Here is a 12061-nt window from a genome sequence, read left to right as displayed (position 1 = left end):
GTAAAAGAGTCCGTGGCAATTTATAACCATGAACGGCCACACCTGGCCCTGAAATACAAAACGCCCGATGATGTTCATCAGGCGTTTTACAGACAAAAAACTGTCAACCTATATCAGGACTAGTCACCTTCGGTGCCATACTGTTCAGTTTCAAAGAACGACGAATAAGCTGAATGGTAAAATTATTGTGAGAAAAGCAGAGGCCTGAATGCAGACCTCTGCTTTGGTTTATCTATTCAGGTTATTTGCCTCTGGCCAGTTTCAATGCCCAGGCGCCGCTCATCACCAGCAGCAGAATCAGGCACAACCCAAAGGCCAACATACATGCCTGCGCCATGTTCATAAAGTGCCAGGGCGGAAGCAGATACCAGCCTTCGGACTGCTGGTAGAGATCGACAAACCACTGCTGTACGCTACTGAGCGTTACGCCATCAGGGACGATAGGCGCGTCATAACCGCAGTCTCCGGTAGGTTTAAACCACTCCGGCGCCCATTCCGCCAACGGTAAGTTGAAAGGAAAGGTCGGATCAGTCGAACATCCTTGCACGCCAAAAAGTGAATCGGGGTCCGCATTATGTACCGCATGATGGATACCATTAAGCTTAATAGAAAACTTAATGCCCATAATGCTGCCATAAAACGCCGCGATGCAGCCAATCAGCTTCAGCACGATATTTTTGGGATTTATCGCCGCAATCACCCCGCCAATTACCATCACAAACATCGCGTAACGAATGTAAACACACTGTTCGCACGGCGCCATGTAGAGATAGATTTGGAAGAACGAGTGCGCCAGGATAATTAACCCTCCCATCGCGATGGCCATTAACAGCCACAGAAAGCGCTGTTCCTGCCATCTCACCAGCGTATCTACTGGTCTTGCGCGTAGGTCTCGCCATAATCCCTTAATAAAATCCATAATCGTTTCCCTGCTTATTTTTTAGTGGCCAGTTCCCGGACGAGTTCAGCCATAGAATCGATGGATTTGATGTTTTTGGTATAGATAAGGTACTTGCCGTTGACGACGTAAGCCGGAACACCCTGAATTTTGGCAACGTCATAGGCGGCTTTCCATTTTTCCAGAGTCTCCTGAACGGCAGGATCTTTCAGCGCCGCTTCAAAATCAGCCTGGCTCATGCCTGCGGCGTCCAGCCCGGTTTTAATAAATGCAGCCGGATCTTTCCCATCTGACCAGCGCTCTTTCTTATCATGGTAAGCCGCGTACCAGGCGAACTTCGCTTTTTTGAATTGTGATTTAGCATCAAATAACGAAATCCCGGCAGCTTTATCTTTGGCGATCAGGACTGCAAATACTTCGCTGGCCTGTTTGCCATATTCGCCTTTTGTTTCCAGGTGGAACGGGGTGAACGTAACAAGATCGGCTACTTTATCAGAAACCGGACCTGTTACGGCTTTGTCATATTTGTAGCAGAAAGGGCAGGCGTAGCTAAATACCTTAATCAGCGTTTTATCCGCATTAGGAATCGGTTTCTCCAGAACCATATAATCTGTGCCCTCGGTAAAAGCCGATGCTGCAAAAGGAGTGACCAATGCCGCGGTTAATACTACGCTTTTAAATAAAGAGGTAATCCATTTAGATGACATATTAATTCCTTCCCGTGATTTATTTAAACATTTGCGTTGGATGAACCAGTAACGCACGATAGTGAGTCTGGTTGGGCTTATCCGACAGCACATCAATTTCAACTTTCACTTCTTTCGTTTTATAGTCAATCTCATTCAGTTTGCCGACTGTTGGTTTACCAACGTCGAACAGGTTAATAGAACCGCCAAAGCCGAACATGGTGTCGCGGTCTTTTTGATATTCAACAACCGAGGTAATAGGACTATAGAAATCATATCCACGTTCTTTACCGTATTCCCAAACTTGTTGTACGGTGCCTTTCTTCTCATCGATCTTATATTCGACAAAACGGGAATATTTCATGGTCGGTAGAGCCGGTTGCTCCAGGCCGCGACCATCGCCGTTATCAAAGACCGTTAACGTGCCTTTGCTGGAAAGCCATGCCGTATGTTGGGTATAGGTGAAATCGAAATCGGTGTCCTTACACTTGCCGTTTTCGTCACAGGTCAACGGCTTACCATGATCGTCTACCGGCTTCAGCAATTTACTGGCTAGCTGCTTATTCCAGCCTTTAGACGGTGCCAGTATCCATTTCACCTGCTTATCGCGACCAATTTTTACAATACCCTGATGGCGGGAAGAAAGGATGATGGAGTCGTCTTTCGCGTCATAAGCGATAGAGTTGACGTGCGCCCAGTTACGACCGGCACCAACGCCAAGTGCATCGCCATACGGCGTATCCGGTTCGAGTTTCGCCTGCTGTCCGGCATGGGCCAGATCGACATTCACGCATACTGCGCCCGCATCCAGCGCGCCTAGCAGCGCATCACGCATAGGGTCGAGGATTTTGGTTAAATCCCAAACGTCTACTACGCGGCCAGACTTATCGACCTCAATGATTTGGTCACGAATCGTATGAACATGTATGCCGTCTTCTTTGCGGTAATCGCGTTTGCCGACGCGCAGCAGTACGGTGCCGTTCACGGTTTCGATGGATTCATGAGACGCATCCAGGAACCCGCGCGGCAGTTTATGATCGGCAAGAATTTGCCCCATCATGTCAAACTCGTACCAGTGTTGGCCCTGCACCGCGGTAAAGGTGCCGCGAGGCGTTTCACGAATACCCATCAGGTAGCCGCGTTTGTTGATATTCATATCGTGGCCGTCGTAGAAGGTATCTTGATCCAGCCACCAGCGATATTCACCCTGGGTGTCGACCACAAACGTATAAGGGGCGATATCGAAAGGCAAAGCCCCGCCCGCCGGACCGGCATCAAGAATGCCCGCATTTTTATCTTTTTCGCCGTGCCAGTGAAATTCAGCGCCCTGCGGCGTAAAGGTATGGGTATTTACCAGATAAAGGCGATCTTCAAATCCTGGCGCGACTTTAATAACTTTCGTTTGCTGGAGATCTGAAATAGAACGGTTATCCATATAATGGTTGACGATGGCGGACGTCTGCACCACATAGTCATCCTTCATGGCTTTGCCGTTTTCTTTATATTCTACTGTGACGTTGTTGGCAAATTTCTGATAAAGGCCAAAAATAGGAATACCGTCATAGGTTTCTAAAGACTCTTTCCCAACGGTATAAGTAACGGGAACGCCTTTTTCCCCTTTGCCATGTACAGTAACTTTAACGTCTGAAATAACATGGCTATCTAATTCCACCAGTGCGGTGAGAGGGGCATTACCGTAAGGATCGACAACGACTGCGCCTAATTTTCCTGCGGGCTGCGCCGGTTGAAAACCTGCGGCAAACGTACTGGCTGCGGTGAGTCCGCATGTCAGTGCGACGGCACCGGCAAGTATTGTTTTCCGGTATTGGTCAAACATGGATATATCTCCTTATATACAACTTCTAAATATAATACTTCTGTATATACTATGTTTTTATTAATGATAAATGAGGTAAATGATTGGTCTTTAAATATAAGTCATGATGCTATTACTTATTTTAAAGTATATTTTGTATCAATATTTTTTAATTGCCTGAGTGAGTCGATAGTAGGAGTGTGATATTTTAAGAACAATATAAATTAGTACGAAGTGTGATCTTATCGACATTGTTTTCTGCTTAATACCTCTTTCATTATTGTGTTTCACCACTGATTTATATGATCAAAATCATTTATTTGTTCCACAAATATGCCAGTATATGAATACGTCAAAATAAGGGTATGTAAAATTTTAACGTTAAATGTTTAGTGATGTTAAATTTTAAGGGTAAAAAGGATGTTTATTGCCTGGTATTGGATAATATTAATCGTTCTGGTGGTAGTAGGGTATATTTGCCATATGAAGCGTTATTGCAGAGCGTTTCGGCAAGACAGAGATGCATTACTTGAAGCGCGAACGAAACGTTTTCGCCAGACGAGCGAAGGTGACAGCGTGATGAATGAGCAGAAATAGCGCATATCCTTGACGGGCAGCCGGATGTTGCCTGGCTAAAGGCCTGCATCCGGCGCGAGGTTTCTCTTAACCGATACCTATCGTCTGCAAAATGACGAGACTGAGCCCCATGATGGACATACCGCAAAGCACGCCATAGCTGGGGTTATTGTTAGGATCGATCTCTTTTGCCAGCGGCATCAGTTCATCGACGGAGAGCGCCACCATAATACCGGCGACTGCCGCCATGATAGCCGCCATAACGATTGGCGAAACCAGGCTGCCCAAAATCAGCCACGCCAGCACGCCGCCAAGAATTTCCGCCATGCCGGAGATACCGGCCCAAAAAATCGCGGTACGTTTTGAGCCCGTCGCGGCATAAACCGGACCGGCAACCGCCAGACCTTCAGGAATATTGTGCAACGCCACCGCCAGTGCGATGCCGAAACCCAGTTCAAGATTGCTGCTGGCAGTGACAAAGGTGGCGATCCCTTCCGGAAAGTTGTGCAGGCTAATGCCGAGCGTCAATAAAATCGCAGTGCGTTTTATCGAGCCGGGAAGCGGCTGCTGCCTCTTTTGCACCAGATCCTGCGGATGAGCGTGAGGAAGCAGGCGGTCCAGCCCGAAGTAGCCCAACAGGCCGATAATAAACATTCCGTAGCCCAGTACGGGCGACATTCCCTCGGTATCAAGCGCGGCGGGCAGCATCTCCATCAGTGAGATGAGCAGCATGATCCCTGCGGCGAAGCCCAGCGAAAAAGCCAGCACGCGGTTAGACGGTTTTTGGCCGAGAACGCCAAGAAACGCGCCAATAAAGGTGGCGGCGCCCGCCAGTAAGGTCAGAATAAGTGGTACTGACATCCATTACTCCTTATCAATTTGCCGTCCGAACCTGACCTTCAAAATAACTGATGATCTTCATCATAGTTATCTGAGTTCTTCCTCTGTGAAGAAAGCGTATGGTGATGTTAACAAAATGTCTTTCCTGTAAGGATAACATCATGTCTTTAACGTGTATGCCAGCATTGTTTTTGGGGCATGGCAGCCCGATGAACGTGCTGGACGATAACGATTATACCCGCGCCTGGCGGCGATTGGGGGAAGCCCTGCCTCGACCACAGGCGATAGTGGTGGTGTCGGCGCACTGGTATACCCGCGGGACGGGCGTCACAGCGATGGAAAGGCCGCAAACTCTCCATGATTTTGGCGGTTTTCCGCAGGCGCTGTATGACACGCATTATCCGGCCCCTGGATCGCCTGCGCTGGCGCAGCGTCTGGTTGAACTGTTGGCTCCCGTTCCCGTCGCGCTCGATAAAGAGGCGTGGGGATTTGATCATGGCTCCTGGGGCGTATTGATCAAGATGTACCCGAATGCGGATATCCCGATGGTGCAGCTTAGTGTTGATAGTACCAAACCGGCGGCATGGCATTTTGAGGTGGGTCGTAAGCTGGCGACGCTGCGTGACGAAGGCGTGATGCTGGTGGCCAGCGGGAATGTGGTTCATAACCTGCGGACTGTGCGTTGGCACGGTGACAATATACCGTATCCCTGGGCGGCGTCATTTAATGACTTTGTGAAAGCCAATCTGACGTGGCAGGGGCCGGTAGAACAGCACCCGCTGGTGAATTATCTGCAACATGAAGGGGGGGCCTTATCGAACCCGACGCCGGAGCACTTTTTACCTTTGCTGTATGTACTTGGCGCCTGGGACGGCAAGGAGCCTATCACCATCCCGGTCGACGGTATTGAGATGGGCAGTATAAGTATGTTGTCGGTGCAGGTGGGGTAGGCCGGATAAGGCGCGGAATGATTGCCCGATGGCGCTACGCGCATCGGGCTTACAGGAGAATCTATCCTTCGACAAAAATATGCGGATAGAAGCGGGAGAGATCCTGGGTGATCAGCGCCCGATCTTCACGGATACCAATTCCGGCGGGCTGATCGTTAATCAGCCAGCTACCAATCAGGGTGTAACTGTCGCCGAATTTTGGCAGCGGATAGAACTGTTGCACGATCATACCCTCTTCGCCATACGGGCCTTCCACGGATTCGATCGTTTTACCGTTCTCAATAATCGATACGTTCGCCCCTTCGCGGGAGAAGATCGGTTTCACGACATATTTATCCATTTGTGGATGTTCGTCTTCGGCGAAATACGCAGGCAACAGATTCGGATGGTCCGGGAACATCTCCCACAACAGCGGCAATAACGCTTTATTGGAGATAATGCTTTTCCAGGCCGGTTCCAGCCAGCGCACGCCGGCATCTTCCAGCTTGGTGGAAAACATCTCGCGCAGCATAAATTCCCACGGATAGAGCTTGAACAGGTTCGCAATGACCTGATCCTGCAGATCCGTAAATTGGCCTTTTTCCCCCAGACCAATATCGTCGATATAGAGAAATTCGGTGGCGATTTCCGCTTCGGCCGCGCAATCCTGTAAATACTGAATGGTGCCGCGATCCTCAACCGTATCGCGACAGCAGGTGAGATGCAGCAACTGAAAACCGTACTGCTCGCGAAGTTCAGCAAAGCGTTCAATCAGCTTTTCCTGCAGGCTATTAAACTGATCGCTGCCTTCCGGCAGATTGCCCGCGTTGATCTGATCTTCCAGCCAAATCCACTGAAAAAACGCCGCTTCATACAGCGACGTTGGCGTGTCGGCATTATTTTCGAGCAGCTTAGGCTCGCCGATGCCGTCCCAGGCCAGATCGAGGCGGGAATAGAGCGACGGTTGTTGCGTTTGCCAGGACTGGCGAACAAAACCCCAGGTATGTTTTGGAATACGAAACTTCGTCATCAGCTCATCGCTGGCGATGACGCGTTCTACTACCTTGAGGCACATCTGGTGCAGCTCGGCGGTAACGTCTTCCAGTTTTTCCACCTGGGCGAGCGTTAACTTGTAATAAGCGTCTTCACACCAGTACGGTTCACCATACATAGTGTGAAAATTAAACCCGTATTCAGTCGCTTTATCGCGCCAGTCCGGGCGCTCGGTAATACTGACTCTTTCCATGCGTATCAGCCGCCCATCGAACGTGTTGAAGTACCGGCAGCGCTACGCTGCATGGTGCTCTGTTTGGCGACGGATTCGCCAAAACCGCCGCGGGTAACGGTTGTTGTGGTGGCCGGTTTCGGCGCCATCGCGGTTTTCGGTACGGTCATTGTCCGGCCCGGTTGCGCCGCGCCGTAGTTTTTACCTGCCGCATCGGTATATTTGCCGTATGCAGGGCTGGCCGGGTTTTTCGAGCTAAACAGCGGCTGTTGCGCAAAGCCTGCGCCGCCGCCCATCAGACGCCCCATCATGTAACCTGCCATAAGCGGCATCCAGAAACTGCCGCTGGATTGTTGGGCCTGCGCCTGATTTTCCGGCGCCATGCCAGCCTGTGCAGGCGCTTGCTGGCACTGACCTTCGCCAAACTCAGCGACGCAATCTTCGCGTGTAGCGTACTTAGGCGCAGTACGTTCGGCCTCTTTCAGCGCATTGTTATACGCGGTTGTACACTCCGCGCTTTTGCCCGGATTCGCCGCTGAACAGTCATCAGCGTTTTGATACAGCGATACGGTTTCATCGCTTTTTTCACAGCCAGCCAGCATAAAAACAGCCGTAACCGCCAGGGCGACCGGCGTTAAATGCCGCGCGCTCCAGCTTTTGCGAAATGATGCGTGATGGATGGATTTTGTCCGTTTCATATTTGTCTTCCAGGACCCAGTGGTAAATACAACATGCGTTCAGAATAGAGGATGACTGGTCGAAATTGAAGCGAGAAAAGGCGAGAATGCGGCGGAATAGCAGGATCTTTACGTTGTCTTACGTTCAGGCGCGGCTTTATGACAGGTAGCGCCGCGCTTACCAGACCTACAAGGGCACAGGTCTGATAAACGCAGCGCCAGCGAATAACTTATCAATGCCGGAATGGATTGCCGTTATTGCTGTTGGCGCGAGCGGCGGTCGGCTGTACTGCCGGCGCGGCGCTATGAGCATTATAACCGTCTGCGGCAGCATCCTGATCTGGCGTTTCCGGCGCTACGCTTTCCGGCGACGTCGGGATAGGTTTACCCAACGTACTGTTAAGCGCGAGCAGATCCTGCTCGTTCAGCGTACCGAGCGCATATTTGATATTTAACTGATTAATCAAATAGGTATAACGCGCGTTGGCCAGTTGCTGCTTGGCATCATACAGAGTGGTGGTGGCATCCAGTACGTCAACAATGGTACGTGTACCGACCGAGTAACCGGCTTCCATTGCATCCAAAGAACTTTGCGCGGAAACGACTGCCTGTTTATACGCGTTGATGCTGCTGATGGAGGCGTTAATATTGTTAAAGGAAGAACGTACGGTCTGCACCACGCTACGGTGCGCGCTTTCCAGCTGTTCGCTTGCGCCGACGAAGTTATACTGCGCCTGTTTTACCTGCGAGTTAACCATCCCGCCTTGATACAGCGGCAGGGAGAAGTTCAGGCCGATTTTATTCTGCCCCATGTTGCTATCGTCGTACTGGGCGGAGTTGGTTTTAGAACCGCTATAAGAGGTATCAGAAATGCCGGTTGAGGCCGTTAAATTCAGCGTCGGCAGATGGCCATCCTGCGCCTGACGGATTTGCTCGCGCGCCAGATCCTGACTTAAACGCGCCTGCAACAGCGACAGGTTACGGTTTTCCGCTTCCTTCAGCAGCGCATTAACAGCTTTGGGTTTGTCGGTTTTAAAATGCTCGACGTTAAGCGACGCCAGCTCCGGGTAATAATTGCCGGTCACCTGGCGCAGCTCTTCTACCGCGTTATCCAGGTTGTTGCGGGCGGTCACTTCATTCGCCAGTACGGTATCATATTGCGCACGGGCGTTTTGCACGTCGGTAATGGCGACCAGACCCACGTTAAAACGTTGCGTCGTTTGATCTAACTGACGGTAGATAGCCTCTTTTTGCGCCTGGGTATAGGAAAGCACATCAATAGCGTTCAATACCTTAAAATACGCGTTCGCGGTATTGAGGATCAGCGTCTGCTGATCGGTCTGATAGGTGACATCCTGAATGCCTGCTGCTTTTTCTTGCAGGGTGAGCCCACGCCATTTCGACATATCAAATAGCGTCTGCGTTAATTGCAGGGAAGCGCTGGTTTCATTGGAGTTGATACCGTTCGCATCGCGATAACCGTTGCTGTAGGTGTAGTCGGCACCTAAACCCAGTTGCGGCAGTAAAGGACTACGCGCTTCGTTAATTTTTTCGAATGCAGCATCGCGATCGGCAGCGGATTTACGCAATTCCGGGTTGCTCAGGCGTGCTTGCTGATAAACTTGCATCAGGTTCTCTGCCTGGCTTAGTGTGCTGAACCCCGACAGGCTCAGGCCGATAAGGATGGGGAGCAATTTCTTCATTTGCATTCCTTGTTGTGAAGCAGTATTTAGCGCTGATCAATTTGTAAAAATAATTGCTGATTCTAGCAGAATCCGCCACTGCAAAAAGTTGGCGTTACGTGCCATACGAGCCTTAATTGGCACCAATTTACCACAAGGGTGATAAAACAGCAGTCAACCACCCTTGAAATTCATCATTTAATCATTATTGCTAGCAGGGCAGCACAATGCGTAAATCAGACAACTTGCCAGTTACTTTCACCAAAAGCGATGTAGAAATTATTGCACGGGAAACGCGCTATCGCGGTTTTTTTTCATTGGATGTGTATCGATTCCGCCATCGTTTATTCAACGGAGAAATGAGTGGCGAGGTAAAGCGCGAAATTTTTGAGCGCGGGCACGCCGCCGTCTTGCTACCCTTTGACCCTGAACGCGACGAGGTGGTACTGGTCGAACAGATTCGTATTGCCGCGTATGACACAAGCGTTACGCCGTGGCTGCTGGAGATGGTCGCTGGCATGATAGAAGAAAGCGAAACCATTGAGGCGGTCGCCCGGCGGGAGGCGATGGAAGAAGCGGGGCTGACCGTGGGCCGCACCCGACCGGTCATCAGTTACCTGGCGAGTCCAGGAGGAACCAGCGAGCGCTCATCTATTCTGGTGGGTGAAGTGGACGCCACGACCGCGGCAGGTATTCATGGTCTGGCGGATGAAAACGAAGATATTCGGGTTCATGTGGTAAGCCGGGAACAGGCATACCAGTGGGTAGAAGAGGGGAAAATCGACAACGCAGCCGCAGTCATCGCTTTGCAATGGCTTCAGTTGCATCATCAAGAGTTAAAAAACGAGTGGAAAAAATGAAGCGTTATACACCTGACTTCCCAGAAATGATGCGTTTGTGCGAAACCAATTTTTCGCAATTGCGCCGCCTGCTGCCGCGCAATGACGCCCCCGGTGAAACGGTGAGCTATCAGGTGGGCAACGTACAATATCGGTTAACGATTGTGGAATCGACCCGATACACTACGCTTGTAACGATCGAGCAAACGGCGCCAGCCATCACCTACTGGAGCCTGCCGTCGCTGACGGTGCGCCTCTACCATGATGCGATGGTGGCTGAAGTGTGTTCAAGCCAGCAGATCTTTCGCTTCAAAGCGCGGTATGATTATCCAAATAAAAAGTTGCATCAACGCGACGAAAAGCATCAAATTAATCAGTTTCTGGCCGACTGGCTACGATTCTGTTTAGCACATGGAGCGATGGCGATTCCGGTTTATTAGCGTCGTGAAACCTAAGGACACCATTTGGAAAGCCTGTTAACCCTACCTCTGGCTGGTGAGGCCCGAGTCAGGATTTTACAAATTACAGATACTCACCTGTTTGCCGAAAAGCATGAAACGCTGTTAGGCGTCAATACCTGGGAAAGTTACCAGGCTGTGCTGGAGGCTATTCGGGCGCAACAGTATGAATATGATCTGATCGTGGCCACCGGCGATCTGGCGCAGGATCAATCCGCTGCGGCTTATCAGCATTTTGCTGAGGGTATCGCAAGCTTTCGCGCGCCTTGCGTTTGGCTACCGGGCAATCATGATTTTCAGCCGGCAATGTACAGCGCGTTGCAAGAGGCGGGGATTTCCCCGGCTAAACGCGTGTTAATCGGTGAACAATGGCAGATTTTGTTGCTGGATAGCCAGGTGTTTGGCGTTCCGCATGGCGAACTGAGCGAGTTCCAACTGGAATGGCTTGAGCGTAAGCTCGCCGATGCGCCAGAGAGACAGACATTGCTCCTTTTGCACCACCATCCGTTGCCGGCAGGGTGCAGTTGGTTGGATCAGCACAGCTTGCGTAATGCCGGTGAGCTGGATAGCGTGCTGGCGAATTTCCCGCGTGTAAAATATCTGTTATGCGGACATATTCACCAGGAGCTGGATCTTGACTGGAACGGTCGCCGTCTGTTGGCGTCGCCGTCAACCTGCGTACAGTTCAAACCACACTGCGCGAACTTTACGCTGGATACTATCGCGCCGGGCTGGCGTACGCTGGAGCTCCGGGCGAACGGCGTCCTGGAGACGGAAGTGCATCGCCTGCAGGATACCCGGTTCCGACCCGATACCGCTTCGGAAGGATACTGATGTCTACGCTTCTCTATTTGCACGGATTCAACAGTTCCCCTCGCTCGGCAAAAGCGTGCCAGCTAAAAAACTGGCTGGCGGAGCGTCATCCGCATGTTGAGATGATCGTCCCTCAACTACCGCCGTATCCTGCCGATGCGGCGGAGTTGCTGGAGTCTCTCGTGCTTGAGCATGGCGGTGCGCCATTAGGGCTGGTAGGATCGTCGCTGGGTGGTTATTACGCCACCTGGCTGTCGCAATGTTTTATGCTGCCGGCTGTGGTGGTGAATCCCGCCGTGCGGCCCTTTGAATTACTAACCGACTATCTCGGTCAGAACGAGAACCCCTACACCGGGCAGCAATATGTGCTAGAGTCTCGCCATATTTATGATCTTAAAGTCATGCAGATTGACCCGCTGGAAGCGCCGGACCTGATCTGGCTACTGCAACAGACGGGCGATGAAGTGCTGGATTACCGCCAGGCGGTGGCATATTACGCCTCCTGCCGTCAGACAGTGACCGAGGGTGGTAATCACGCATTCACGGGCTTCGAAGATTATTTCAACCAGATTGTCGATTTTCTTGGACTGCACAGTTGCTGACAATCAATTCGAATTGCTAA

General features: G+C 51.0%; 13 protein-coding genes. 6 read left to right on the top strand and 7 right to left on the bottom strand.

Going from position 1 to position 12061, the window contains the following annotated elements:
- Window positions 1-241: 241 nt before the first annotated feature.
- The 3 genes from dsbI to J4614_RS15030 are packed head-to-tail and all read right to left on the bottom strand — an operon-like array spanning window position 242 to window position 3421.
- Window positions 242-919: a protein-disulfide oxidoreductase DsbI gene (gene dsbI / locus J4614_RS15040; protein ID WP_000345576.1), complete on the bottom strand. Its 678-nt coding sequence runs from the start codon at window positions 917-919 to the stop codon at window positions 242-244.
- 14 nt (window positions 920-933) lie between these two features.
- Window positions 934-1605, bottom strand: coding sequence for a thiol:disulfide interchange protein DsbA/DsbL (locus tag J4614_RS15035; protein WP_000096230.1), 672 nt, complete (start codon window positions 1603-1605; stop codon window positions 934-936).
- A 19-nt stretch (window positions 1606-1624) separates the two neighbouring features.
- Window positions 1625-3421: an aryl-sulfate sulfotransferase gene (locus tag J4614_RS15030; RefSeq protein ID WP_000460265.1), complete on the bottom strand. Its 1797-nt coding sequence runs from the start codon at window positions 3419-3421 to the stop codon at window positions 1625-1627.
- Window positions 3422-3820: 399 nt separating this feature from the next.
- Here J4614_RS15030 and J4614_RS22265 point away from each other — a divergent pair, with 399 nt between their 5' ends.
- Window positions 3821-3997, top strand: a complete 177-nt coding sequence (locus tag J4614_RS22265) for a hypothetical protein (protein WP_000469259.1) — start codon at window positions 3821-3823, stop codon at window positions 3995-3997.
- Window positions 3998-4063: 66 nt separating this feature from the next.
- On the opposite strand, the gene zupT is transcribed toward J4614_RS22265, so the two are convergent.
- On the bottom strand, window positions 4064-4837 hold the full coding sequence (gene zupT, locus J4614_RS15025; RefSeq protein WP_000115874.1) for a zinc transporter ZupT: 774 nt from the start codon (window positions 4835-4837) through the stop codon (window positions 4064-4066).
- Between the two features lie 140 nt (window positions 4838-4977).
- On the opposite strand from zupT, the gene ygiD reads away from it, so the two are divergent.
- Complete coding sequence (gene ygiD, locus J4614_RS15020) at window positions 4978-5766, top strand: 4,5-DOPA dioxygenase extradiol (protein WP_001520560.1); 789 nt, start codon at window positions 4978-4980, stop codon at window positions 5764-5766.
- Between the two features lie 61 nt (window positions 5767-5827).
- Here ygiD and J4614_RS15015 read toward each other — a convergent pair whose 3' ends face one another.
- The 3 genes from J4614_RS15015 to tolC all read right to left on the bottom strand — a co-directional run bounded on the left by J4614_RS15015 (window position 5828) and on the right by tolC (window position 9356).
- The gene (locus J4614_RS15015; protein WP_000442834.1) at window positions 5828-6991 is read right to left on the bottom strand and encodes a glutathionylspermidine synthase family protein; all 1164 of its coding nucleotides are present in this window, start codon (window positions 6989-6991) and stop codon (window positions 5828-5830) included.
- Between the two features lie 5 nt (window positions 6992-6996).
- Complete coding sequence (locus J4614_RS15010; RefSeq protein WP_000831528.1) at window positions 6997-7668, bottom strand: DUF1190 family protein; 672 nt, start codon at window positions 7666-7668, stop codon at window positions 6997-6999.
- 212 nt (window positions 7669-7880) lie between these two features.
- A complete protein-coding gene (gene tolC, locus J4614_RS15005; protein ID WP_015899378.1) occupies window positions 7881-9356 on the bottom strand; it encodes an outer membrane channel protein TolC in 1476 nt (491 codons plus the stop codon).
- 200 nt (window positions 9357-9556) lie between these two features.
- Between tolC and nudF the strand changes: the two genes are divergently transcribed.
- Genes nudF through yqiA form a run of 4 tightly spaced genes read left to right on the top strand, consistent with a single transcriptional unit; the run spans window position 9557 to window position 12041 of the window.
- A complete protein-coding gene (nudF, locus tag J4614_RS15000) occupies window positions 9557-10189 on the top strand; it encodes an ADP-ribose diphosphatase (RefSeq protein ID WP_079971413.1) in 633 nt (210 codons plus the stop codon).
- Window positions 10186-10608, top strand: coding sequence for a DUF1249 family protein (locus J4614_RS14995; RefSeq protein WP_000833404.1), 423 nt, complete (start codon window positions 10186-10188; stop codon window positions 10606-10608). The genes nudF and J4614_RS14995 overlap by 4 nt, the downstream gene beginning before the upstream one ends.
- Window positions 10609-10632: 24 nt before the next feature.
- A complete protein-coding gene (cpdA, locus tag J4614_RS14990; protein WP_000444735.1) occupies window positions 10633-11460 on the top strand; it encodes a 3',5'-cyclic-AMP phosphodiesterase in 828 nt (275 codons plus the stop codon).
- Window positions 11460-12041, top strand: a complete 582-nt coding sequence (gene yqiA / locus J4614_RS14985; protein WP_000105725.1) for an esterase YqiA — start codon at window positions 11460-11462, stop codon at window positions 12039-12041. Before cpdA ends, yqiA begins: the two co-directional genes overlap by 1 nt.
- The last annotated feature ends 20 nt before the right edge of the window (window positions 12042-12061 follow it).

This window comes from Salmonella sp. 32031103-2018-00083-FB-01-SM-01, from assembly GCF_017571995.1.
Classification (GTDB): domain Bacteria; phylum Pseudomonadota; class Gammaproteobacteria; order Enterobacterales; family Enterobacteriaceae; genus Salmonella; species Salmonella enterica.
The sequence above is the reverse complement of the archived record's forward strand: the minus strand, read 5'-3'. Positions and strand labels throughout refer to the sequence as shown.

Excerpts from the sequence above, each read along its gene's own strand:
- dsbI (WP_000345576.1), bottom strand. The coding sequence starts at position 919 with ATGGATTTTATTAAGGGATTATGGCGAGACCTACGCGCAAGACCAGTA.
- J4614_RS15035 (WP_000096230.1), bottom strand. The coding sequence starts at position 1,605 with ATGTCATCTAAATGGATTACCTCTTTATTTAAAAGCGTAGTATTAACC.
- J4614_RS15030 (WP_000460265.1), bottom strand. The coding sequence starts at position 3,421 with ATGTTTGACCAATACCGGAAAACAATACTTGCCGGTGCCGTCGCACTG.
- J4614_RS22265 (WP_000469259.1), top strand. The coding sequence starts at position 3,821 with ATGTTTATTGCCTGGTATTGGATAATATTAATCGTTCTGGTGGTAGTA.
- zupT (WP_000115874.1), bottom strand. The coding sequence starts at position 4,837 with ATGTCAGTACCACTTATTCTGACCTTACTGGCGGGCGCCGCCACCTTT.
- ygiD (WP_001520560.1), top strand. The coding sequence starts at position 4,978 with ATGTCTTTAACGTGTATGCCAGCATTGTTTTTGGGGCATGGCAGCCCG.
- J4614_RS15015 (WP_000442834.1), bottom strand. The coding sequence starts at position 6,991 with ATGGAAAGAGTCAGTATTACCGAGCGCCCGGACTGGCGCGATAAAGCG.
- J4614_RS15010 (WP_000831528.1), bottom strand. The coding sequence starts at position 7,668 with ATGAAACGGACAAAATCCATCCATCACGCATCATTTCGCAAAAGCTGG.
- tolC (WP_015899378.1), bottom strand. The coding sequence starts at position 9,356 with ATGCAAATGAAGAAATTGCTCCCCATCCTTATCGGCCTGAGCCTGTCG.
- nudF (WP_079971413.1), top strand. The coding sequence starts at position 9,557 with ATGCGTAAATCAGACAACTTGCCAGTTACTTTCACCAAAAGCGATGTA.
- J4614_RS14995 (WP_000833404.1), top strand. The coding sequence starts at position 10,186 with ATGAAGCGTTATACACCTGACTTCCCAGAAATGATGCGTTTGTGCGAA.
- yqiA (WP_000105725.1), top strand. The coding sequence starts at position 11,460 with ATGTCTACGCTTCTCTATTTGCACGGATTCAACAGTTCCCCTCGCTCG.